The sequence below is a fragment of the Acetobacter nitrogenifigens DSM 23921 = NBRC 105050 genome (assembly GCF_000429165.1).
Classification (GTDB): domain Bacteria; phylum Pseudomonadota; class Alphaproteobacteria; order Acetobacterales; family Acetobacteraceae; genus Acetobacter; species Acetobacter nitrogenifigens.
Map to the genome: position 1 here is coordinate 49,158 of NZ_KE386853.1, position 23,536 is coordinate 72,693.

At 58.9% G+C, this 23,536-nt stretch carries 24 protein-coding genes and 1 tRNA gene; 13 read left to right on the forward strand and 12 right to left on the reverse strand.

Features of this window, described 5'->3' with window-relative positions:
• The first annotated feature begins 149 nt into the window (after positions 1-149).
• The gene (locus G442_RS26520) at positions 150-350 is read left to right on the forward strand and encodes a recombinase family protein (protein WP_026399238.1); all 201 of its coding nucleotides are present in this window, start codon (positions 150-152) and stop codon (positions 348-350) included.
• Here the strand turns inward: G442_RS26520 and G442_RS0119200 are convergent.
• Positions 347-700, reverse strand: coding sequence for a hypothetical protein (locus G442_RS0119200; protein ID WP_026399239.1), 354 nt, complete (start codon positions 698-700; stop codon positions 347-349). The genes G442_RS26520 and G442_RS0119200 overlap by 4 nt on opposite strands.
• A gap of 367 nt (positions 701-1,067) precedes the next feature.
• On the opposite strand from G442_RS0119200, the gene G442_RS0119205 reads away from it, so the two are divergent.
• The 4 genes from G442_RS0119205 (at position 1,068) to drt3b (ending at position 5,364) form a co-directional block, all read left to right on the forward strand.
• Positions 1,068-1,310, forward strand: a complete 243-nt coding sequence (locus G442_RS0119205) for an AbrB/MazE/SpoVT family DNA-binding domain-containing protein (protein ID WP_026399240.1) — start codon at positions 1,068-1,070, stop codon at positions 1,308-1,310.
• On the forward strand, positions 1,307-1,651 hold the full coding sequence (mazF, locus tag G442_RS0119210) for an endoribonuclease MazF (RefSeq protein WP_026399241.1): 345 nt from the start codon (positions 1,307-1,309) through the stop codon (positions 1,649-1,651). Before G442_RS0119205 ends, mazF begins: the two co-directional genes overlap by 4 nt.
• Before the next feature lie 511 nt (positions 1,652-2,162).
• Positions 2,163-3,452, forward strand: coding sequence for an antiviral reverse transcriptase Drt3a (gene drt3a / locus G442_RS24755; RefSeq protein ID WP_084440736.1), 1,290 nt, complete (start codon positions 2,163-2,165; stop codon positions 3,450-3,452).
• Positions 3,445-5,364 (forward strand): antiviral reverse transcriptase Drt3b, encoded by a 1,920-nt coding sequence (gene drt3b / locus G442_RS0119215; RefSeq protein ID WP_084440737.1) that lies wholly within the window; start codon positions 3,445-3,447, stop codon positions 5,362-5,364. The genes drt3a and drt3b overlap by 8 nt, the downstream gene beginning before the upstream one ends.
• A gap of 607 nt (positions 5,365-5,971) precedes the next feature.
• Here the strand turns inward: drt3b and G442_RS0119220 are convergent.
• From G442_RS0119220 to G442_RS23580, 7 genes are all read right to left on the reverse strand, one after another.
• Complete coding sequence (locus G442_RS0119220; RefSeq protein ID WP_026399243.1) at positions 5,972-7,354, reverse strand: DUF6538 domain-containing protein; 1,383 nt, start codon at positions 7,352-7,354, stop codon at positions 5,972-5,974.
• A gap of 88 nt (positions 7,355-7,442) precedes the next feature.
• A tRNA-Leu gene (locus G442_RS0119225) sits at positions 7,443-7,528 on the reverse strand.
• Between the two features lie 71 nt (positions 7,529-7,599).
• Entirely contained in the window at positions 7,600-8,427 is an 828-nt protein-coding gene (locus G442_RS0119230; RefSeq protein WP_246789556.1) for a M48 family metallopeptidase, read from the reverse strand.
• On the reverse strand, positions 8,424-8,936 hold the full coding sequence (locus G442_RS0119235; RefSeq protein WP_026399245.1) for a YcgN family cysteine cluster protein: 513 nt from the start codon (positions 8,934-8,936) through the stop codon (positions 8,424-8,426). Before G442_RS0119235 ends, G442_RS0119230 begins: the two co-directional genes overlap by 4 nt.
• A 267-nt stretch (positions 8,937-9,203) precedes the next feature.
• A complete protein-coding gene (locus G442_RS23570) occupies positions 9,204-9,686 on the reverse strand; it encodes a hypothetical protein (RefSeq protein ID WP_051292566.1) in 483 nt (160 codons plus the stop codon).
• The gene (locus tag G442_RS23575; protein ID WP_246789557.1) at positions 9,668-10,795 is read right to left on the reverse strand and encodes an extracellular solute-binding protein; all 1,128 of its coding nucleotides are present in this window, start codon (positions 10,793-10,795) and stop codon (positions 9,668-9,670) included. Before G442_RS23575 ends, G442_RS23570 begins: the two co-directional genes overlap by 19 nt.
• A gap of 42 nt (positions 10,796-10,837) precedes the next feature.
• Entirely contained in the window at positions 10,838-11,983 is a 1,146-nt protein-coding gene (locus G442_RS23580; protein ID WP_051292568.1) for an ABC transporter ATP-binding protein, read from the reverse strand.
• A gap of 82 nt (positions 11,984-12,065) precedes the next feature.
• Here G442_RS23580 and G442_RS0119260 point away from each other — a divergent pair, with 82 nt between their 5' ends.
• From G442_RS0119260 to G442_RS0119300, 8 genes are all read left to right on the forward strand, one after another.
• Complete coding sequence (locus tag G442_RS0119260; protein WP_026399246.1) at positions 12,066-12,347, forward strand: DUF883 family protein; 282 nt, start codon at positions 12,066-12,068, stop codon at positions 12,345-12,347.
• Positions 12,348-12,533: 186 nt separating this feature from the next.
• A complete protein-coding gene (locus G442_RS0119265; RefSeq protein ID WP_026399247.1) occupies positions 12,534-12,962 on the forward strand; it encodes a hypothetical protein in 429 nt (142 codons plus the stop codon).
• A gap of 327 nt (positions 12,963-13,289) precedes the next feature.
• Complete coding sequence (locus G442_RS23585) at positions 13,290-13,832, forward strand: MarR family winged helix-turn-helix transcriptional regulator (protein ID WP_084440738.1); 543 nt, start codon at positions 13,290-13,292, stop codon at positions 13,830-13,832.
• Positions 13,829-16,075, forward strand: a complete 2,247-nt coding sequence (locus G442_RS23590) for an FUSC family protein (RefSeq protein ID WP_084440739.1) — start codon at positions 13,829-13,831, stop codon at positions 16,073-16,075. Before G442_RS23585 ends, G442_RS23590 begins: the two co-directional genes overlap by 4 nt.
• Positions 16,075-16,269 carry a DUF1656 domain-containing protein gene (locus G442_RS0119280; protein ID WP_026399248.1) on the forward strand — a complete coding sequence of 65 codons (195 nt, stop codon included), beginning with the start codon at positions 16,075-16,077 and terminating at the stop codon, positions 16,267-16,269. The genes G442_RS23590 and G442_RS0119280 overlap by 1 nt, the downstream gene beginning before the upstream one ends.
• A 37-nt stretch (positions 16,270-16,306) precedes the next feature.
• Complete coding sequence (locus G442_RS0119285; protein WP_026399249.1) at positions 16,307-17,218, forward strand: biotin/lipoyl-binding protein; 912 nt, start codon at positions 16,307-16,309, stop codon at positions 17,216-17,218.
• Positions 17,219-17,234: 16 nt separating this feature from the next.
• Positions 17,235-18,815, forward strand: a complete 1,581-nt coding sequence (locus tag G442_RS0119290; protein ID WP_051292593.1) for an efflux transporter outer membrane subunit — start codon at positions 17,235-17,237, stop codon at positions 18,813-18,815.
• 303 nt (positions 18,816-19,118) lie between these two features.
• Positions 19,119-19,382: a hypothetical protein gene (locus G442_RS0119300; RefSeq protein WP_026399251.1), complete on the forward strand. Its 264-nt coding sequence runs from the start codon at positions 19,119-19,121 to the stop codon at positions 19,380-19,382.
• An 857-nt stretch (positions 19,383-20,239) separates the two neighbouring features.
• Here G442_RS0119300 and G442_RS0119305 read toward each other — a convergent pair.
• The 4 genes from G442_RS0119305 to G442_RS0119320 all read right to left on the reverse strand — a co-directional run bounded on the left by G442_RS0119305 (position 20,240) and on the right by G442_RS0119320 (position 23,446).
• On the reverse strand, positions 20,240-20,884 hold the full coding sequence (locus G442_RS0119305; RefSeq protein ID WP_026399252.1) for a 2OG-Fe(II) oxygenase: 645 nt from the start codon (positions 20,882-20,884) through the stop codon (positions 20,240-20,242).
• Positions 20,885-21,076: 192 nt separating this feature from the next.
• Positions 21,077-21,988, reverse strand: a complete 912-nt coding sequence (locus tag G442_RS0119310; RefSeq protein WP_026399253.1) for a prephenate/arogenate dehydrogenase family protein — start codon at positions 21,986-21,988, stop codon at positions 21,077-21,079.
• On the reverse strand, positions 21,978-23,069 hold the full coding sequence (locus tag G442_RS23595) for a lysylphosphatidylglycerol synthase domain-containing protein (protein ID WP_084440740.1): 1,092 nt from the start codon (positions 23,067-23,069) through the stop codon (positions 21,978-21,980). The genes G442_RS0119310 and G442_RS23595 overlap by 11 nt, the downstream gene beginning before the upstream one ends.
• Positions 23,066-23,446 carry a hypothetical protein gene (locus tag G442_RS0119320; protein ID WP_146882320.1) on the reverse strand — a complete coding sequence of 127 codons (381 nt, stop codon included), beginning with the start codon at positions 23,444-23,446 and terminating at the stop codon, positions 23,066-23,068. The genes G442_RS23595 and G442_RS0119320 overlap by 4 nt, the downstream gene beginning before the upstream one ends.
• Between the last annotated feature and the right edge of the window lie 90 nt (positions 23,447-23,536).

The window sequence follows — 23,536 nt, forward strand, 5'->3', positions numbered from 1 at the left end:
GCCTTCAGTTTTTTCGAGGTAATAAAATAGACGCTTCATGGCGACGAGGCTGTTTTCGCCAAGTTAGATGATGCATGTGGCCTGATGCGCAATGAGGTTGCAATATTCTCTCACACGCCATGTCGGGAAACGGCGGAAGTTTTGTGTAGATGTCGGACTGTTTCTTCGTAGGGCTCGAAAAGGTGGGAGTGGAGTTCGTCGCGGCTGATATGCCCAACGCGAACCGCCTCACGGTCAGCGTCATGGCTCTGGTGGCGCAGCAAGAGCGTGAAGCGATCTCAGCACGCGCCAACGCGGCTCTGGCGTTGCAAGAGCCAATGGACAGAAACTCGACAGGTATAGCTTATTAAGCCCACAAAGCTGTCCGAACAGACGGGGCCACCTCAACAGACACGATGCCTCCGGTCATGCCTGGAAGAACAGACAGGTAGGAAGCCGTGAGGTCGAGCTCAACGACCACATCGCCATCAATTGTGATCTGCTTGCGTTCTTCTCCCGGTACGTCCTGGAAATTATCCTCACCACCAAGGGCATAAATGCGCCCGCTAATATCCGGAGAGGGACCAAGCTGCATCTGAAGGGCCGGCGGCAGGCGCTTCTTGATATCGTTGTGGGCGACCTTCCCGTGCAGCATTGATGGAAAGCCGTTAAACACCGGCAGATCATCACCTTTCAACGCTTCAGCGGCATCTGACCGCACCGACCGCCAATCTCCTGAGTGCATCTCACTTGTGCAATCACCCTTCGCGACGTGCTCAGGTGTGACGCTAGAGGTGTGACGCACGGCTACAGACCCTGTGACGCTAAGGTTCGTAAGTTACTGATTTTAATGAGATATTTCTCTGTGGTGCGAGCTGCGGGACTCGAACCCTCACGCCTTACAAAGCACCAAGCAGACAACAACTGAAAATGAACGACAATTTCAGCCGTTACCGTCCTTCGAGGTTGGTAATCCCGCACAACCTGCGGGCAACCCGGTGGAGCAGTCAAGCTTTGCGAAAGGAATTGCTCTCAGGTCGGAGAATGAAGTAGACACATTGTATAAACTTTTCGCTTTGGAGGCTCCTATGCAGGGTATCGTCAGAAAATGGGGAAACAGCGCTGCTGTCCGTCTGCCTGCCTCTGTGCTGGAGGCTGTCAGTCTAAAGGTTGATCAGGCTGTTGACGTTCGCGAAGAAGACGGACGGATTATCATCGAGCCTGTTCGTGCTGCCGTTCTCAGTCTGGAGGCCTTGGTGTCTGGCATTACGGAGGACAATCGACATGAAGAAGCCAGCTACGGACCTGCTGTGGGTGGTGAAGTCTGGTGAGCGGAAAGAGTAAGGCCTCTTGGGTTCCAGATTGCGGAGAGATTGTCTGGCTTGAGTTTGACCCACAGGCGGGAAGGGAGCAGGCGGGGCACCGTCCTGCTGTTGTACTCAGCCCTGCCAGCTACAACGCCAAGGCAGGCATGATGCTGTGTTGTCCGACGACTACGAAAATCAAGGCCTATCCGTTTGAAGTCGCCATTGCGGGCAAGACGGCGAGTGTCGCTTTGTCTGACCAGGTCAGAAGCCTTGATTGGCGTGTTCGGAATGCGAAGCTCAAGGGGAAGGTGACGCCGGAAGAACTGGAAGCCATCCGTCAACGTGTTCGGCTTTTGCTCGGCTGAGAAGCCCAGAGTTTTTCAAGAGTTTTGAAGGCGAAAGAACGCGGGAGCCAGCAGTGTTCAATGGCTACCCATTGCGCAGCAGGCAAGGGGGAATGCTTCCCCCGTTGACCCCCTTGTCCCTTTTAAAATCCGTCCCCTTAGGGGGAAACCGGTCAGGCTGCTTTGGAGTGCCGAGCCAACGTTTCCTGCCGTTCATTCAACTGCGTGTGGCGGCCGCTATGCGCCAGTGTCGATCACATAGCGGTGTCCGGAACCTTATAATTACTGACTGTCAGTTTTCCGCGCACCTCAACCGCTACTGCCTGCTCGAGATGCTTTCTGCTACGACTTAGTCGTTGTTCGCGGGTTAGAGAGCCAGCTTCGAGTGATGGTTGATATTCGGGGGTTTTCTATTTCCTGATGCGACTCATCTGTCAATCTGCCGGATGTCGACCGACGAGATGAACCAACCACTTCCATGTTGCAAAGTCGTGTGGCCGGGATAATGTTGCGTCGACGGTAGGAGGGCAACTTGGGTTATACTGTTTTCTCGGTTGGAGGACTTGCACAGGTTGTTCGTGCTGGAGATTCACGGCGCTTCAAAATCGATCTCAAGAATGACCGAAACGCCATCATAGCTGACGCCTCAGTAAATGCGCTTGCGGGGGAGATAAAGCTTAATACCTTCCACACGACCAGTCTCAGGGGGCATTTGTGCGTTTCCTATAGCGACTATAGTAGCGCACTCGTTTTGCGCTCGGTTGCCAGGCATCTCAAACGTCGTCTGCGGGTGAGGATGCCAGACCGAAGTCAAGCCGTACGTGGCGTAATAACCTCTCTACTCGACGCTACGCCGATGACAGTTATACGTTGCGACATAAAATCCTTCTATGAAACGATACCGGTGGCGCCGGTGCGTGAAAAACTGCTGTACGATACAGCTAGTTCGGCACTTGTTCGCGATTATCTCCGGCAGTATTTTGATTGCCACTGCGCGAGCAGTACTTGTGGCCTACCACGGGGCGCAGGGCTAAGCGCGATTCTTGCGGAACTCGCTATCAGACCTTTCGATGAACGGGTCCGTGCTATCCGTGGTGTATATCGTCTCTTCCGGTACGCCGACGATATTATTGTTTTCGCCAGCGGCCCTCCCGAGCCGATAATGTCCCAGATGAAGGCAGCTCTACCGAAGGGCATGCGCTTCAATAAGTCCAAGTCATTCTTGGTGGACCTTAACGCTGGCCCGCTCGGCAAAGGCCAGCCGGAAAGACCGCGAAAGGAAATAGAATACCTAGGTTATCTTTTTTCCGTTGAGGATGCGAGTGGGAATAGCCGTAGTAGAAAGCTGAGCGTAACGATTGCACCAAAAAAAATAAAACGTCTTAAGAGTAAAATTATTCTTTCCTTGCACGATTATGCCCGTTCATACGACTACAAACTACTATTTGATAGGATGAGTTTTATATCTAGTAACTATATGGTTAAAAAGACAGGGCATACTTTAACAAGCGGAATTGACCACATAAAGTCTGGAATATTTTACAACTATCCTTTATGCGGGCAGTATAGAGTAAATAGTCGATCGGAGCTTATACGGACGGCTACTAACTTACATGAACTCAAAGCCCTTGATGGCATGTTTCGGTCTCTCGTTACCGGAAGGCGTAGTGAGTTCAAGCCACATTTAAGGGATCACGCGCCCCCTGGATTTTGTGAACGGCTTCTAAGTCTATCTTTTTCAAAGGGGTATACCGAAAAGATGTTAATCAGAGTTACGCCTTCGCGAGTGGCAGAAATCAAACGGGCTTGGCGGAATGTTTAATGGTGCCAAACGGCGGGCAAAAACGCGTGCGATACTAACTGATACGCTACCGTATGAGGTGCCCGTGATCTTCTCCAACGATCGCCGATATGCGGCGATTGTTGCCGAGGATAAGCCCGAGCACACACGACGCAATGAGATAGTGCGGCGTATTGTAGGATGTAGTGATACTACTACAAAGCCTTACAGCTATAGCATTGTGAAAGACGGGAAACGATTTACAACCCTTGGTATCATACACCCCGGTACCCAACTCAGAATTGCTGCATTCTATGATACCTTCTCGCAAGCCATGCTTGCTGTATGTCAAAATTCCGGTTTTTCATTAAGACGCCCGCTGGCAGAAACTCCGCTTTTCTCAGAAGCAGAACTGTCGGGCGAGACGACTTTCCGACTGGGAATACCGCATACTGATCCTGATGAGGGCGATATTGACCTCAGTCACCTCTCTTCTTTCTTCTCCTATTCGAAATACAACTTACTTGGGAAATTTATTGAATCCGAAGAGTTCAGAAGACTGGAAAAGAGATTCCGTTTTATGAAGTCTCTGGATGTGTCCAAATGCTTTTTTAATATTTACACACACAGTGTGTCTTGGGCGATAAAGGGCAAGGACATCGCCAAAGCTACGAAGTCCGCTTTCTCATTTGAGTCGGAACTCGATTCGTTGATGCAGGCCGCCAACTATGGAGAAACAAACGGTATCATCGTTGGTCCGGAGTTCTCTCGAATATTCGCCGAGATTATATTTCAGGATATTGATCGAAAAGTCGAACATGCGTTACTGCCAAAGTTTAACAACAGAGACTATGCAATCAGGCGTTATGTTGATGATTTTTTCATTTTCGCAAACTCAGAAGACGAAACGGAAACGATCGAAAGGATAATATCCGACGTCCTTGAAAAATATAAACTATTCCTTAATAGTGGGAAGTCAACTGTGTCTTCTCGACCGTTCATTTCTCCTATTTCTTTGGCGAGAACAGATATCGGGAGCATTATAAACGACATTTACAATATAGCCGACGATATTGCGAACGCACCTGATCCATCGGCGATGGCATCGAAGGCTCGCGCGCTTAAAACACGAGCGTCAGACATAAGACAGGCGTGTGCCCGACAGGGAGTGGCTATTCACGTTGTGAGCGGGTGGCTTCTGGCAAACCTCCGGAATGTATTGGCAAAATTAGTGCGTCATGGATCAAGTCGCAGCCAAGAATATTCGTCCGCCTTGTATAAAGTTATCTCTACGGTGCTAGATGTAATATTTTACATATGCGCGGTGGATCTCCGTGTTCGGTCTACATATAGCTTATGTCAATGCTTATCAATTATTCCTTTAATTATGAGTTATGCTGCGGGCGACATCGCAGATAGAATTATGCATCTAATTTCGGAGGAGCTGCCTATTCTAATAAGGAATGCCTTGGCACCCGGAATGGACCAGTCGGGTGGGGTGGAAATAGCTAATCTACTAATTACAGGGCGTCATTACTTAGGGCCAGATTTTTTGCGCAACGATGTCGCCAAGTATGCTTTGAAGCGCATGGTCTCTGATCCCGGCCTTTCGTATTTTCGATACATTGCCGCTAAGTTTTGCATGCTAAATGATGCGAGATATGAGACGCAACTTGCGGAATTAAATCGGAAAGCAATGCAATTTATTGGTGACGGCCTGAGCAGAATTAAGCTTGAAGCCGAAGCTTACTTAATTTTCTGCGATATTCTTAGCGCCCCAGATATAAGTATTCGCGAAAAAGCCAAAATATTTAAAGATCGATTCGGTGGCAACCCATCAAACGATCTTTTAAAGTCCGTATTTGACACCATCGGTTTCGTAGATTGGACCGGAGTTGCGATTCAGCACACTCTTGAGCGGAAGGCCTTGCGTCCGGTTTACACTTGGTCTTAAAGGATAGCGGAACCGTCCTCTTGCCGAAGATATCGTCATGGCAGGGCGTGCCTTGTTGTGAAGTGATTACGCTACCAGACGTGCTTGGTATGCCAGATACAAACGGATAGCGGGCGGGCGTGGTTGCCATTGTGGCTTTGCGTTCGCACACACATAACGGCGTGGGCGGTTCCACCATTCGTAATCAGACTACTTCGCGCTATTTTCATACGAAAATGGTCTATCTTATCGTGCGTATTCGCGAGGGCCTGAGAGTTATTTAGTGTAGAGAGCCCCTCAATAACTCGCGAGTTACGCTCGCCCTGTCGAATGAGCGCCCGATGAGAGAGCGGTATGGCTGGAACTGAGCAGGGGAGTCGACTGACCGGTTACCCCGGGCAAATATCCGAAACCCGCCAGCCAGAAACCGGTCAACCTCACCCGCAAGAAATAGTGCTCCTCATGTCCGCTATGCGAAGAATTGTTCATAGGCGCGCACGTCTCAAGAGGAGGCGGAAGCAGTCATCAGAGATGGCTGATTTTTTCTCTTGTTTAGGGGGTCAACGGGGGAGGTGCTCCCCCTTGCCAGATGCTCGGTGGGTAGCCATTGAGCACTGCTGGCTCCCGCCTAACTCCAGCCTTTTCTGAAAAGTTCGTCGGGATAGGCAATGGCCTCGATGGTCTGTTTGAGATTGGCCGTCGTGATGCCGCTCAGATAGGTCGAAGTGCCTTGGCTCTTATGCGTCGCCTCGTGGCCCAAAAGCCTATCAATCCAGATTTCGCGAATATCCGCTGAAGCGTTTCGCAATTGCGTGGAGACGCTGTGTCGAAACGAATGGAATGTAATCTCAGCAGGAAGTCCAAGGCGGGTTTTCATGGTCGAGAAGGACCGCCCGAAGATTGTCCCTCGAACACCGTCCTTCGACGTATTGAGGCCGGGAATGAGATAGGGGCCGTCCGTGGTGTCTTTCAGGGTGAGAAGTCCCGCTTCAATGAGTTTGGAGTGAATAGGGACAATCCGTGTTCCGGCGTCTGTTTTGGGTGACCATCCGCTGTCTGTGTGCGGCTGGATGACAAAGCAGGGAATACCGTCAATCGTTTGGAGGTCTTCTTTTCTCAAATGAGAGATTTCCCCAAGTCTCAGACCTGAGTAAGCCCCTATCATCGTGACAAGCCGGAATGTGCTTTCTGGGACAGAGCTACGAGGCCAGCCTCCTGTCATGAGGGTGTACAGCTCCTGAGTGCTCCACCCCCTGCGGATGGTCTTGGAGCCATTCTCAAAGCTCCATCCGGTCCATGGGTTCTTCTTCACCAGTTCCCGTTGCAGTAACTGGTTCCACAGAGCTGAGAGCCGCATCATGTGGTTTTTCACGCTCTTGCCGCTCAGGGTGGGGCGTTCGTCTTCTCTGGCACGGTCTGCCTCCTCTGCGAGTGTGAGACTGCTTTTCCGCTTTCCCAGAGACGCAGGCAGGGAAAACAGCAAATCCCGGAAGGCTCCGGCCTTCTCACCGCCAATGATGGAGACAGGCGCATCACCAAAGGCTTGCAGAAACAGTTCCACGGCGCGCTGGGTGGCTTTTTTGGTATCGGCGCTAGCGTGTGGGTTTTCCAGCACAAACCGCGTCAGAGCCTCAGACAGGAGCAAGGGCTGAGGATTGGAGGTCGTAGCGACTGCCGAAGCCTTCCGCATGTTCTGCGGTCGTGGTCTCCGTCTTGAGACGGGCACAGGTATCGCTTCAATGCCTATCGGGGCTTCGAGTAGGCGATGCAGGTCTTTCAGTGCGTCCCGCACGTGCGGGACAGTTTGTCGCTCCTGTCCCTCAGCCAAAGCCCGAGAGGTCTCGTCAAAGAGTTCGGTTGTTCTCGCATGAAGCAAAGAGGCCCGTTTGCGGGCTTCACTCTGATAGCCTGTTTTTAAAGAAACCCAGATTTCCCGCTGGTTCAGCGTAGGGCGGAGTGCTGGCGGTACGATTCGGCGGAAGTGATAGGTGGTGCCGCGAATACGGAGCATGAGATGTCCTTCGATGGGGAAGGACGGTGGAGCAAAGACAACCTTTGCCCCATTCAGGCTGAAAAACCGTTCATTTCCGGGAAGTCTGTGGTGCGAGCTGCGGGACTCGAACCCGCACGTTCTTACGAACTCGAGATTTTAAGTCTCGTGCGTCTACCATTCCGCCAAGCTCGCGCGGGGGCGAAGGCCTTCTAGCACGCGTAATCGTCGGCGTGAATGAGGCGATGCTGCTGATGATGCGCGTTTTATTTCGACTCAGACCCCGCACCTGCTCGCATGAGGGACGGTCCATGGGCTCTCAACCAATTCTCGGCCTTACGGCGGTACGGGGTCAGCGTGTCCACCAGAGTCCAGAAGGCCTGACTGTGATTGAGGTGTCGCAAATGGGCGAGTTCGTGGAGAATAACGTACTCCTGAACCATCGTCGGCGCCATGACGAGCCGCCAGGAAAGCATCACGCGCCCGTCGGCGGAGCAGCTTCCCCAGCGGCTGGACGTGTCGCGAATGGCTACGCGACGCGGAGAAAGGCCGGTACGCACAGCGTGTTCCCCCAGGCGAAGCGACAGGCGCTGCGCCCCGATCTGCCGCATGAAGTCCGAAACTCGCCTCTGGAGGAACGCCAGATCGCCGCTGACGCGCAGTTCGCCTTCCTCCAGCCATGCTCCGCCGCGTCCTTCGGGATCGTGCCGGATAAGATGGGGCTCGCCATCTATAGGAACGGGAGCGCCGACCTCGAAACGTACAGGGGCGGCAGTGCGCTCGAGTTGCCGCTGCACCCAGCCTGCATGATCGCGCAACATGGCCACGCCGGTTTCCAGTCGCGTCGTGGCTGGAAGCGTCAACACCACCCCGCCGCCGCGCGGATCAAGGCGCAGAGATATCCGGCGTGCCCGGTCGGAGCGGCGGAGGCGCACGCCGACCGGACCGTCCGGCAGCATTAATTGCTTGGTGGCGACGATGTCGGCGATGCTCTGCGACGACGGAGAAGGGATGGACGGTATCGCTTCGCGCTGCGACAGCGCGGTGCCAGGGCGCGCGCCGTTCCGCTCATCCGGACGACGCGACGGGCTCACAGACGGTTTCTTCCGTTCGGGTTTCGCTGGTTGCCGCGTGCGCCATTTTGGGCGCCGACCGTAGGGTCTTCCCCCGGCCACTTCACAATGTACCGTTCGAACTCCACAGCTTCTCGCTCGCTGATACAACGCCCTGACGCAGACACGCCCGCTTCGGCGACGCTTTCAGCGCGCCCGCTGACCAGCGGGTGCCACTGGGGTAGCGGACTCCCGTCGGCCAACAGGCGGTAGGCGCAGGTCGGCGGAAGCCAGTCGATATCGCCAAGCATGTCCGGGGTTAGCGTTACGCAATCCGGCACCTTTCGTCGTCGCGTCTTGTATTCCGTGCATTGGCACGTCTTCAGGTCCAGCAGGCGGCAGGCGACGGAGGTGAAGTGCAGCGACTCATCATCTTCATCGCGCAACTTGTGCAGGCAGCAACGACCGCAGCCATCGCAAAGCGACTCCCACTCATCGGGAGTCATGTCTTGCAATTTCTTGGCTATCCAGAACGGGGGCGCTTTATTCATGGCGGTATGATAGCCTTTTTCAAAGGCGAGTAGAAAGAGTTTCGGTTTTATCAACAGCGATTGCCCTGTCGGCGCGCCGAAGTCTGCCTGCACGGAAGAGGCCGCTTATGCACGACTTATCGCGAGCGGGCGGATCATGAAGGACGCCACGGCTGCCGCGTTGACCGCCATAGCGCGTCTTTTTTGAAACCAACTTTCTTGAGGCGTTGGCCTATGCGCTCTCCCGGCCTGCTGACTGGCCCGAAATGCTCAGGGTCAGCATCGGCCTCAGGAAACGACGCGCCGAAGATCCATTGCAGCAAGGGCTGCGGAAAGCACGAGAATAACGCCCAGCCCGAACAGCAGCCGCCCGCGCAACAGCGGCAGCCAGAGCAAGAGCGCCCGAGCCCGCCAGTCGGCGCCCAGTCCGCGCGCTGTCCGAGCGAGGTCTCCCGGCGCATGCGCCAGAGCTGCAAGAGCCGGCAGCGCCGCAGCCAGACTGATGCACGCGCCTTGCGCCAGTGATCCAAAGACTGCTTCGGCCGGAACATGGGCCTCGTGCAGCCAACCCGGCGTCATGAACGCGAGAAGCAGAGCTGGAATCCAAAACGCGAGCAGCCCGCTCGCCACCCGTTGGCGGCCCGGCGCGGCAAGCCACAATGTGCTGAACAGGGCTGCCGAAAGAGCTGTGACGCCGAGACGGATGGCGAAGAAAAGCGCGGAGTGGCTCATGGAGAAGACGCCCTTCCGGTTCAGCGTTCCGCCAGCCATTGATCAAAACGCGTTTCGATGGCGGGAAGATGATCGCGCCAGAACGCAGAACTGATTGGAAGCGGCGGCGGCGTGTCGTTAACCGGCGCGGATTCGGGAGCCACGTTCGTCGCGACGTCCTTCGTTCCGCTCGATTGGTCGCCGCTCTTTCGCGAGGACCCTGACGTGGCAACAGGATCTGCCGGCAAGGGGGCGCTGGGGTAGCGAATCGCCATTGCCTGAAACTGCTCTGGCGCCGTGGCCCAGTCCTCAAGAGTCTTGCCCTGGTTCGTATTCGTTCCCGAGCCTGCGGGTATGACCCAGTCGTAATCGACCCGAAGTCGGGGAGACCAGAGAATGCCGAACGGACCGGACTTCGATCGGGCGTTCGCGGCCAGAATTTCGGCAGTCGGCGCAGTGCCCATCAGCGCCGCCCCGGAGGTGAGGATGCGCGCAGCTTCCTCTGGCGTGCTCCACCACACGATATAAGGCCGCAACTGGCTGAGGCGCTTGAAAGCGCGTTCCACCCCCTCCGGCGTCGCGAGAGTCGCGTAGATATCGCCGGGAGGGACGCCGTCGGATAGAAGTGCGGCTTCCAGGGTGCCTCGCGGATCACATCGCAGGCCTCGCTTGCCGGGATGACGCGCGACGTCCCAGAAATCGGCCCATGTGGGTGCGGTCTGGAGCTTCGATGCGTCCCATGTCAGCGCCAGATCTACCGAAAGCGCGTGAACGCCGCAGCCGTCGCTTACGCCGGTCGTCTTGTCGCGAGGGGAGTTGCCTGTGTGAAGGAAAAGCCCCTGACCGCACCCGACGGAGAGTGTGGTGTCTTCTATCAAGGCCAAAGACCAGTCGTGCTTGCGCGCACGAAGCCTCTGCCGGAGCTGCGACAGAGTGCCATCCCAGGTCACGACGTCGACGACGGTTCTGGTTTCGCGCGTGAATGGCCGCCACAGCGCCTCAGTCTGTGCAGCTTTCAGTTCTCCCGGCAGGGTCGCGACCACAAGATGCGGCGCCCGTCCGCGAGAGGCGGCGTCGTGCGCGTGACCGACGAGCAGCGCCAGCATGGCGAGAACGGGGGTCGCCGCGCGTCGGGATACAGTGACGCGTGAACGGGCAGGGTTCTTCAAACCGGACAAAGGAAACCTTGGAAAGAACGCGGAACGGGCAGATTAGCGCTGTTTCGTCGTGGACGGAAAGGCCAACGCGCCTCCCGGCCTCCAGGCGAGGCGCGCGGGACGTCCTGCCACGACGCCGGGCGGAAGGGAACCAGGCGGACGATGAACGATCAGGTCCGAGCCGTCCTCAAGCCGAAAACGAAGGCGCAGGACATCGCCCAGATGTGCGATGTCCTGCAGCGTCGCCGGCAGCCCATCGCCGTCGTCCCGTGTCGCGCCACGCGGAAACATCGGCGCTATCTGCGCTGGTCGAACGCAAAGTTCGACCAGATCGCCTTCCCGCAGATCTGGATCGGCCATGGCTTCCGCCACTCCGCCCGCTGCGAGCCGAACCTGCGCGATATCGTCGTCTAGAGACAGGATCAGGCCGATCAGGACGTTTGCGTCCCCCATCGCGGTGGCGACGCGCGCGCAATGTGGGCGTTCGATGAGCGTGCCTGCGTCGGCGAGTTGCAGCAGCGAGCCCTCGGCGACCACGCCTATGCGGTTGGCTCCGGTCAGGGCGTCCGCCCGGTCGCGCGTGATCAGAAGGAGCGTCAGTCCGCGCGCAAGGCGCAGCCGGGCAAGGCGATGATGAAGGTCCCGGCGCGTCTCGCCATCCAGCCCGACGAAAATGTCGTCCAGCACAAGCGCCGAAGGGTTGGATGCAAGCGCGCGGGCGATGGCGGTGCGGATACGCTCTCCGGAGCCCAGCGCCTCCGGACGTCTATCCGCGATGCTCTCCAGGCCGAGCAGGGCGAGCCATTCGCTGGCGCTCCTGCTCGCTTCCGTTGCGGAGGCCCCGCGGGCGCGAGCCGGAAAGGCGACGTTCTCCCGGACGGTAAGAGGAGGAAAAAGCGGATCGCGGCGTCCTACGGTGGCGAGGCCCCGTCGTCCAATCTCGCCCAGGGTGACGTCGACGCTGTTCACAACGATCCGTCCGGCGGCGGGAGAGGTGTGCCCGGCCAGCGTTTCCGCGAGAGGCGCAAGCCCCTGCGGACCGTCGTCGAGATCAAGGAGAGCGACGCATTCGCCAGCACGTAGCACGAGGTCGAGGCGCGGCCCGTTAGACGAGCAGACGAACCCTTCGAGAACCAGCGTCGGGCTGTCGTGGGGCGCTTTCAGCTCAGTTGCGGTATGCGGGGAGATCATGGCGCGCATGGAACCACAGCCGCTCGCCGGAGTTAAGCCCAGCAGGAGCCCGCGCGGGTCGGGTTCGCGTAACGATAGGGGTCAGGTTGGAATGTCCGCCGAGAAAATCAGAAAGGATGCCGAGAGCGCTCTTGAGGCCGCCACGTCTTCCGCGCGTGACGATCTCGAAACAGTGAAGGCTCAGCTGGAACAGTTCGTGCAGCAGCATATTCTGCCGAAACTCAGCGACGCGGCGACCTCCGCTGCGGCGAACGTCAAGGATATCGCGCAGACTCAGAAGAAGAGCGTCGCGACTCAGGTCAGCACACAGCCTCTGTTGTCCATCGGGATTTCGGCGGTCGTGGGGTTTGTCCTGGGGCGCCTCTCGCGCTAAGGTCCGGGCATCGACTACCGGGCGGCGTTCGCGCACGGGTTTCCTGCGTCGAACGCCGTCGTCATGGCCAGCCTGACGGCTGGTCGATGGCGCCGGAGATCACGCTGACGCTCCCGGAACGTCATCGGAAACCAGGAACTCCGGCGGAATTGTCCTGCCGGTCTGACGCGAGGACATCCGGAACACATGCGCATCTTTGAAGTCGGCAAGTCCGCCATGCAGGCGGAGGGGCAGCTCCTTCAACAGAAGGCCATGCGCCTCGGTCGACAGGTGGCGCTATTGCTCGTCGGCGCGGTTCTAGGCTTTTTTTCGCTGATCACCGGCCATGCCCTGCTATGGGCGATTTTCCTGTTCAAATTCGGCTTCGGACCGGTTGGCGCTCCCGCCGCAGTGTTTGGCGTGGATGTGTTTCTGGCGCTGTTTTTCATCTTCCTTGGACGTCGTTCCTATCTGTTGCCGGCGGAAGTGGAGGCGCGGATGAAGCGTGATCGCTCATTGAACGAATTGCGCCAGACCGCAACGCTGACTGCTATGGGCGCGACCGTGACAGGTCCTGTCGCTCGTTTCGCTGGACGTTCGATCTGGGGTTTGGTCTCACGACGTCGCGGGAAGTAACCGATACGGAACGAACGACCACATCGGGTCGATGAGCAAAACGGGCCTTTGGCCCGTTTTTTTTGGGGCTTTTACGTGTTTCGTGAACAGTAAGCGCCTGCATGGCATGTGACCAAACGTGGTGGGATGAGCGCTGTAACAAGTCTCGCTCCATCCCTCGAGGGTGAACTCACCGGCTCGATTTTACCGTGATGCGCATGATCAACATAGGTATCATGCATAAAAAAGATTGCGCATCGCTGCGTTCTTTGGCATCGCTATAATAGTTAGCATACGAACTATTAGCGAGCTTTCTATTGTGATCTCATACGTGAAACATTCAGGGCCATGAGCAACGCGGACGCGGAAACATTGATGCGTCGGGAGTTCGGACAGCAACTGTCGCGTATCGCAACCGCATGGCGGCGAGAGGTCGATCGTGATCTCCGGAGCTATAATCTCACGGACGCGCAGTGGAGGCCGCTGTATTACCTCGGTCAGCTTCCGCCGCCTGTGCGTCAGACTGACCTTGCTCAAGCGCTGTCGGTGGAGGCGCCGTCGCTGGCTCGCGTGCTCGATGTGCTGGAGAAAACGGGTCTCGTAACGCGGGATGTCGATGGCGAGGATCGCCGTTCGAAACACGTGACGCTCACCAGAGCAGGCGCGAACATGGCTGATCGCGTGCGTGACGCGGTCGACGGCGTGGGCGCCCGCTTGCTTGAGGGTGCTTCGACGCAGGCGCTTCAGGATTGTCTCTCGGTTTTCGGACGGGTTCTGGGGGCAGTTCATAATGCGCGGGAGAAACGCGCGCTCGAGGAGGGCGGGGCGACAACGGATCGACGCGATGAGAGCGCTGCTTCTGGCGGCCGGTCGACGCGGGACGCGCGATGACTCGTCGCGCGGCAGCCTCAGGCGCGACGGCTCGAACATGGAGCGAAGCTGGAAAGGCGGTCCCGCTCCGTCGCTGGTTTGGCGCATTGCGATCAGACTGGCGGCAGGAACTGGCGGCCCTAACCCCGACGGCGCTCTATAGCGTTCGGGTCGGGCTCTCGATAGGACTGGCGTTGTGGTTCGCCGCCTTCGTGCAGCTGGGGCAACCTCTGTCGGCCGCGACCACGGTGCTGATCGTCGCGAATCCGTCGCCGGGCGCGCTGGTGTCCAAAAGTGTCTGGCGTATCGTCGGGACGCTGATTGGCGCAGTCCTCGGCGTAGGGCTGATGGCGATCTTTCCTCAACAGCCGTTGCTGTTTTTCGCCGGGCTCTCCCTCGTTATTGGCATCGCATGTTTCGTCGCAACCTTGTTGCGTTTCTTTCGGGCATACGCGGCGGTTCTGTCCGGCTATACGATCATCATTATTGCGTCTGGCGCGTTTTCCAACCCGGACCGGATCTTCATGGGGGCCTTGACGCGCGTTTCGGTCGTCGTGATCGGAATCGTCAGCACGGCCATCGTGTTCCGCCTGACCACGCCGACCGGCCCGGACAATCTTCGGGAGCGAATAGATCGTCTTCTACGAGAGGTTCTGGGGCAGTTTGTCCATCTGGCCCCTCCGCCGGACGCTGGCGGCGGCGCATCGGCGCAAGATGGCGCATCGCGCGACTTTATGTTTCGTGAAATGGATATGAGCGCTTACGGCGCGCGGGCGCGTTTGCTCTCGCAATGCAACGCTATGATCGAGACGATCGAATATGCGTCGTCTGGCGATTACGAAATCGGGCGTCGCGCCAGAGCCTTGCAAGAAGGCGTGGCCCGACTGCTTGGCATGCTGAGCGCCCATCATGCGTCCTGGCGGGCTCTGGCGACCACCGATCAGCATCTGGTCCATCAGGCGCGCGCGATATCGGCGGAACTCATGCGCGCCCTGTGCGCCATGCCGGGCAAGGAGCTGTTGCACGCCGAGAGCGCCGCTGTTCGTGGGCTGCTGGATGATGCGATGACGCAACTGGACGCGCTGGCGTGCGAGGCGCGAGATCTTGAAGGCTTGGCTGCGATCGACAGCGAGCGTGACATCGTCGAACAACTTCGGCGCGTCGTGCTGAATTTGTCCGACAGGGTGTGGCGGGAGCGCCGCGTGCGCCTCGCGGCGCTGCTGGAATGGTCTGCTGCGATTCGTAATGGGTTCCGTGGCGTTCTGGTCACGCTACTCGCGACTTTGAGTTGGTACGTGTTTCGCTGGGACGCCGGGCCGAACATGCTCATCTACGTCATCGCGGCGTCGTGCCTTCTGGCTACCGCGTCTTCTGCGGCGGCAGCCGCGGTCATGCTCGGGTCCGGCACGCTGTTAGCGATCCCCGGCAGTTACGCGTTTCAGGCGCTGCTGCTGCCGCGCGTCGATGGCTTCGTCATGGTGTGGCTCTCACTATTTGTCTGTCTGCTTCCGGGGATATGGATCCAGTTCCACCCGCGATATGCGCTTCGGGGATTCGGCTACGCTGTGTTCTGCAGCAGTATGTGTCAGGTGCAGAATCCGATTCGTTTCAACGACCTGAGTCTGTTGAACAGCTGGGTGGCGTATGCAGTCGGAGTGATTGCGGTTCTTCTGGTGTTCCGGGTGATTCTTCCCACAAACCAGCGGCTGGAGGCGGGGCGCCTGAGCGCCGGTCTGTGCCGGGCTGTAGAAGATATTGCGAAGCAACCTCTGAACCGCCGCCTCGACTGGGTCGGGTGGGAGCAGACGCAGATGCAGCGGGTTCTCCGGATTGCGCAACGCCTTTCGCTTGTCGAGACGTCCGTGCGCGTTTTCCACGTCACGGACGCAGCTTTGACGGCGGTTTCGATTGGGCGCGTGGTGGCCAGACTGCGGAGGCTGATGAATGCGCCGGAAGCCACAGGCGTTCAGACGCAACCGGTGCGCGAGGCGCTTCTGGCGATGCGCGCGCTGCGACAGGATCCCCTGAACGTTTCGTTGGCGTTGCGGCGGCAGGCGCAGCGGCTTCTGGTCGGAACGGGGCAAGGAGCCGGAAATATGGGATCCGCCCGACGCATGGCTGCCTGTCTTTTGCAGATCGCACAACTTGTCGACGTGGCTCCCGGTTTCTTTCATAAGAATGGTCCAATGCAACAGGCTGCCGACCACCCGCGCGCGCACGCTGACTTGCGATTAGCCACTTCGCACTATGCGAGAGCAGCCTGATGCTGACCGAGTTCAACCTGTTCGGCGTGTTTATGGCGCCGATCGTCGTCTACGCACTGGCGGCGTTGCCGGTCACAATGCTTGTCAGATCGTTGTTGTGGTGGACCGGCCTCATGCGCTGGTTCTGGCACCTCGCCCTGTTCGAGGTGGCGCTCTACGTCTGTATTCTTTGCCTGTTGATCTTGTACGTCTGAACGAATTCTTCCGCAGTTAAGGTTTAGAGACCCCGAGATGTCGTTGCTTCGCACCCTGATCCGCGTTTTCCTGACCCTGGCGGTCGTGGCGCTGGCCGTCGTTCTGGGAATCACCTTGTGGAACACGTACATGATCGCGCCATGGACGCGTGACGGACGCGTCCGCGTGTATGTCGTGGACGTGGCTCCCGAAGTCTCGGGCACCGTGGTTCAGGTTCCCGTCGTGGATAACCAGTTCGTCCACAAGGGAGACCCGCTTTACGTCCTCGATCCCGTTCGGTTTAGGCTCGCTATCCGCGAGGCGCAGGCTCGGCTGGATGGTGCGCTGGAGGATCTGAAGCTTCGGCAGAACGACGCACGTCGCCGCATGGGGCTGTCTGGCATCGTGTCGGCTGAAGAGCAGGAAGTATTCAATTCCAACGTCGCGACGCAGGCGGCGTCCGTTGACGCGGCGCGGGCTGCGCTCGATGTCGCGAAGCTGAATCTGCAACGTTCGGTCCTGTACTCGCCGGTGAACGGTTACGTCACCAACCTGAACCTGCGTGTCGGCGATTACGCCAGCGCCGGACAGGCGAGGCTGGCCGTGATCGATTCCGACTCTTACTGGGTCTATGGTTATTTCGAAGAAACGAAGATGTGGGGCGTGCATGTCGGCGATGTCGCCCGCGTGAAACTCATGGGCTACAAGCAGATCATTCCCGGCCACGTCGTCTCCATCGCCCGCGGCATCAATGACGCCAACGGAACGCCGGACCGTCTGGGGCTGCAGGACGTCAACCCGATCTTCACATGGGTTCGTCTTGCACAGCGTATCCCGGTTCGCATTCATCTGGACGCCACGCCGCCTGAAGTTACCTTGGCGGCTGGCATGACCGCCACGATCACTGTTGGCCCTGAATCACGGAGCCGGCGAGGCAAGCTCTCAACTTGGCTCCAGGATCATTTGTGAGCCGATGCTGACAATGATGAACATCGATATTCCGACGATTAACTTGCGAGCGGTGGCGGCGCAGGGGCGATTTTCCGTCGGCGCCATCATCCGCCGCAGGCTCGCGACGGGCCTCTCTGCGGCGTTTCTGCTGGCGGGATGTACGGTTGGGCCGAATTTTCAACCGGACAGGATGAAAGTTCCGGCGGGCTTTACGGAAGCTGTGTCCGAACACCCGGCGACGCAGGAGGAGATAGAACGCACCAACCGTGAGATGACGCAGTGGTGGGCGCTGTTCAACGACCCGCTGCTCGATCGGCTGGTTGCTTCCGCAATACAGGGGAACTACGACCTGCGGATCGCGGGCGAGAGAATCCTGTCCGAGCGCGCCATGCGCGACAAAGCGGCGTCCGCCTGGTATCCGCAGGTCGACGCCAACGCGGGCGGTGGCGACGTCAGGTATTCACTGAATATCGACAACTGGCCCATCCGTCCGGGCAACCCCCAGAATCGGCCCGAAGCCTCCCTGCTGACCTACGGCGCGAGCGCCAGTTGGGAAATCGACGTATTCGGGCGCATCCGCCGCAGCGTCGAGGCGCAGGAGCATGCCGTAGAGGCAACGGTCGAAGGGCGACGGGCGTTGCTGATGACGTTGCTTTCCAATCTCGCCAACGATTACATGCTGCTGCGGGTAACGCAGCTTCAGATCAAGATCGCCACTGACAATATCCGTGTAGCGCAGGACGGCCTCGACCTGACGAACCGTCTGTATCTGCAGGGCGTGGGAAACACCCTGCAGATCGCACAGGCCCAGGCTGAACTTGATTCCCAGCTCGCTGCGCGAGAGCCGCTGCGTACCCGCGTCTCGCAGGTGTCGCACGCGATCTCCGTATTGGTCGGAGAAATGCCTGGCGCGCTTGAGGCGGAGTTGAAAAAACCTCTCCCCCTGCCGACCGTGCCGGGTTTCCCCGCGACAATGCCGTCAATCGTCATCGCCAATCGCCCCGACATTCGCGAAGCGGAGCGTCAATACGCTGTAGCCACCGCGCAGATAGGGGTCGCGGTTGCCGATCTCTATCCGCATTTCGCCATTCCGCTGACGTTCAATCCGAACGCTTCGGCTGTTTATCAGGCGTTTCAGGTCAACGCCATGAGCTGGCAATTCCTGATGATGGCGAGCCTGCCGATCGTTCATGGCGGAAAATATACGGCGGCCGTGCGTTCGGCGCAGGCCGAGGCGGAGGCTGCGCGCCTGCATTATCGCCAGACCGTTCTCAACGGCTTCAAGGAAGTCGAGGACGCGATGGCCGCGTGGCATGACGACGTCGAATATGCTGAGAAATTGCACCGGGCGTCAGAAGACAGCGCCCTGGCGCGGGACAGGGCTCGCAAACTGTATGGAGCAGGTCTGATCGGCTTTCTTGACGTGCTGACGACCGAGCGCACTACCCTGAACGCGCAAAACATGGAGGCTCTCTCCAAGCTTGAGCGTTTGCGCGACGCGGTGAACCTCTACTCGGCGATTGGAGCGGGCTGGCGGGGCGTCCCACTGACGAACACGACGCTGCCGGTTTCCCTTGAAACGCAGAATGTGCTGGCGCGCGCGCTGACGCGCTGACGCGCTGACCCGGCGCCGCGGGAGGACGACGCTTCGGGAGCCGCGCGTTGGGTGCGGTCGTCCCAGCGTTTGCGTTCGACCTTGTGGCATCTGAATTTCCAGAGAAAATTTGGAAAATGACGCTGATCGCCTTTTGATCGTAAAGCGCCCGGACGCAACCGCGTGACCAAGGCTGTAGTGATTTGCGCGACGTTTTGCCCGTTCACGCGTGGTTGACGGACGAACTTTGCCGCTTCGCCCGATACTTTGCCGTGGCCCGCTTGAGTGTTTCCGTCCGGCGGTATGATGTTCTAGGCTCTGGGCATGCCGAACGAACCGAACTACGCCCGTCGTCTCGCAATCATCGCTGCCTCCATCATGGGCGGGTTCGCGCTGATCGTCATCGATGGGTGGACGCTGATCTATGACACAGGGTTGGTCGAGGGCTGGGCAGTGTGGACGCTGCATCGGCTGCCGCTGGCCATAGGCGCAGCGTTGCTGCTCTATGGTTTCGCACTGCTGCGCAAACCGGTCGCCTATGACCCCACGCAGGGGCCGGACGACATCGACAATATTGATGGTGCCTGATCGACGTCGGTCGGGTCGATTTTCTGTGGGCGGCTGGCCTGCTGGTGACGTTCAGGCGGTGACGGTGCTGTTCTGCGCTGCTCGCGACGCAGGATCCGCCTGACGAGGCGTGAGCCGGGAACAGTCTTGGGTCGCCCAGGACATCGGCGTGATGTTTGGCCTATGGAATGCGTTCGGTTAGGCCGAGGTTGGCGGACGGTCACGCCTCTCCTTCTTGGCGCGCAACGAAAAACATCGTGCGAATAAAATGACGCCGTTCGCTGAAGGGCGTTTCCTTACTTTCGCATCGCGACGCTGTAGTGAGATCAGTTTCCAATATAGGTGACGGCAATATGCGCCTTCAATCTATTGCCGAGCGTCGCAGCCGCTTTTACCGCCGGGCCATGGAGCGGCCATCAAATCTGCAGCTTTGCTCGGGTTACGATTGATGGACTTGCTCGTCGGCGACCCAACTTCTCGCCTCAGAAATACGCAATGCCGCTCTGTTAGAATGGAGAATTTCTTTTGCCCCTTCCGTCGACAATTCGCATCCATAGCTCACCGTCGACGATCTTCACGGACGTATAGACTTTACCGAAAGCCGCCAAGGGAATCAGCAAACGATCACTCTCTCTGCTCAAGCTTCGCCGGAATCCCTTTCCAGGTAAGGGAACTGCAGAAAGTAATATATTTTGTGATCAGCACGATGTTTTGTTCACCAGGCGCACGAAAGCAGCGTCGAAAATCATTTTCGTCGCGGCCATTCCGGTTCGATGTGTGGACGAATGTCACGGCAAGGCCTCCGCGCGGTCTCTTTCAGAGCGACGCGCTCAGAATGCCGATCGGAGACGGTGACCGCAACCGGGGTGTTCGTGAAATTACGCCGCGAAGGGCAACTTCTTTGCGAACGCCGACAGCTTGTGACGCCTCAGTTCCGAGCGGGCTTTGGCTCCGGTTTCCATATAGTTGAGCTGGATCGTATAGCGTGGGCCGACATAACGGCGGTGGCCGTGCCATGTGGTCGGACCGTTAGGGAACACCAACAGCGTTCCATTAACCGGCGGAACCTCGACTGCGTAATTCTCCACGTCGTCGGGACCACGCAGCAGGCGCAGACAACCCTCCTGTCGCTCGAAAGCCGCGCTCGACGGGTTAAGATACAGAAGGACGGTCACGCGCTTAGCTTCGGAATCGCGATGAATGCGACCGTCCTTCTCGCGAGTGCGCCCGCGCAGGGTGAGCATCGTCGGCGCGTCGGCAAGGTCGAGGCCGAATTTGGCGGCGATGGCGTCTCGCAGGACGTCGCCCTGCAACTGCTCGACCAGATTGTTCACCAGCGGCGCGAGGCTCAATGATTCTGGTGGGAATGAACCGCCGGACGACATCGCCGGCAGGGACGCGAACACGGCGTCCAGATCTTCTGGCCGGATGAAGTTCTTCACGACGACATGTGGAAACGGCTCGTCGACGACTGGCGTGGCGGCAAGGGCCGCAAAATCGGGCTGAACTGAAGCGACGACCATGATGCCTCTCTGTGCGACAGGGAGCGCGTGGGGCGAAGCCCGGTTGGCGTGTCCCTGTATTGTCAGGCGCGGACCGGCGGAAACGCCGTCGTTGCGTCACGCTGACGACCATAAACCCGCCGAAGGCGGCTGTCACATCGTCCCTTGCTCAGGACGACGTGCACGGCTTGTCAGGTTTGTCCTGGCAGTGTCTCAGGCCTGCTTGTTCTCGATCAGGCTCCGACGGATGCTGCGCCCGCGCTCGATCTTGTCGACGATATAGCTCTCGTCGCCCCAGCGTATCGCGCGGGCCATCGCTTGCGCGTCCTCTGTGAAACGAGCCAGCATTTCGAGAATCGCGTCACGGTTAGACAGAAAAACATCCCGCCACATGACGGGATCGGAGGCGGCGATGCGTGTGAAGTCGCGGAAGCCGGACGCCGCGAAATCAAGCACTTCGGAGCGCGTTTCGTCGGCCAGATCGTCCGCCGTGCCGCAGATCGTGAACGCGAGCAGATGCGGTAGATGGCTGACGATCGCACAGACCCGGTCATGATGTTCGGGGGTCATCGTCTTCGTGCGGGCGCCGCAACGCCGCCACAACTCGGTGACGCGCTCTAGCGCCTTCTCATCCGCGTCCGCCAATGTGGTCAGCAGGCACCACCGGTTTTCGAACAGGGTCGCGAAACCGGCGTCCGGGCCGGAATATTCCGTGCCAGCCATAGGATGGGCCGGAACATAGGCGACGTCGGGACGCAGGAAAGGGCGTATCGCGTCGATCACCGACATCTTCGTCGAGCCTGTGTCTGTCAGGATCGCGCCGGGGCGCATCGCGGGCAGGGCGGTCGCAGCGACTTCGCCCATCGCGCCCACGGGCACGCACAGCATCACGCAATCGGCTTCGGACGCAGCCCAGGCGACGTCTCCTGTCACCTCGTCCGCGATGCCGAGCGTCGTGACGCGCTCTCGAAACGCAGGGTCGATCTCCACCGCGATCAAACGCCGGGCGAGCGTCCCGGTCTGACGCGCGCGACGCAGCACCGACGAACCGATCAGGCCCGGCCCGATTACTGCGAGCGTGTCGAAGCACGGCTCGATCGCCGGACTGGATGAGTCAGCCGACACGCGTCGTCTCCACTGGATTGGCTGGTTCGCTCGTCTGCAACGGCGTTGGAAGATCTGGCGCTGCGACGGCCACTGCGCCCTCACGACGTCGGAGCGCACGCATTTCGAAACTCTGCCACAGCAGCAACACGGGAACGCCGATGCACAACTCGCGTCCCCGACGAAGCAGGGACAGGCCGAGCGACACGGAGGGGTCGATGCCGAATGCATGGCCCAGCGTCATGTAGGCGCCCTCCTGCACGCCAAGCCCGGCGGGCACGAGGAAGGATGCGGACATGATGCCGCAGGTCACGCCCTCGATGGCGATGGAATCAGGAAAATTGAGCTGTGCGCCGAGCAGGCGATAGGTCAACCACAGAATCCCGGCGCTGCTGATCCAGCCCAGCAGATGCAGGCTGGCGGACGCCATGATCTGGCGCGGCTTCGACCACGCCTCCTCCATCCGCTCCTGTATGGTGTCGGCGCCGTCCATCATGCTGTTCTGCCACTGGCCGGCGATATGACGTCCGAGAAAACCGACGGCCTTGCGTACCGCGACGCCGCCGCGTTGCTGCGTCCAGATGAAACCGGCGACGCCGATCGTCAGCAGGAAGGCTCCGATCACGACGGGTTTAACCAGCGGATTCGCGCCAGCGCCGATGACCAGTAACGTCACTGCCAGCAGTACGAAGACGATCTGTCCCAAAACCTCAGTCGTAATGTCCACGACGTTGGCGCAGGCGGCTTCAGGCCATTCGACGACTGCGTGGTTCTTACGGCCAGTGGAATGCTCAGGGGTGAGGCAGGTGGCGCGAATGCCCAGCACGATTCCGCCGAGCTGGGAGAACGGCAGGCAGGTCGCCGCCGCGTCTCGCACCATGCGGGCCATAAGCAGATGTCTGTAGGGCATCTTGGGGAAAGCGGCATTCCATGCGAGCGCCAGAAGCGTATCCACCAACAGTTGAGCCGCCACGGTCAGCACAAAGCCAAGCACGCCGATCCGCGTCACCGCGTGCACGACAGAGCCGAAGCCGCTCCATGCCATCGCGGCGGTGACGCCGGCCAGTCCCAGCAGGCTGAGCAGGATGGTAAGATTCTTCAAGGTCGGTAATCGTCCATCATGGCTGCTGCCCGTCCCATGCCCCGCAGCGTGAGGCCAACCTCGTCGGGCGCGTCCGGAACGACGGACCAAAACGCAGCGTCGGCGCCCGCAGGGCAGGCGCCGCCCCCGTCCAAAACCCGGCGAATTTCTCGAGGGAGTCGGGTTCGGGAATAAAGCTGCATCGGATCGCCGATCCCGGTCGCCGGGCGGACTTCCGCGCTTAAGGAGCCAAACATGGCGCCCGCAGGAAAAACAGGCACGCCCATTACACTACCCGCCTGCGACGCGCCAGTCTCAGGATAATTGGCGTCAAGTCGCCGTCTTGACGCGTATCCGGTCCAGAGCGTGGCGGCGCGCGCTGCGGGCGTATCTTGCATGCTTAAAGGGCGGTCGTGGCCACTGGCGCACTTGCTGGAGATCGGGATAAGCATCGGGTCGCTGCGTCACGTGACGTGCGACGACCGCGT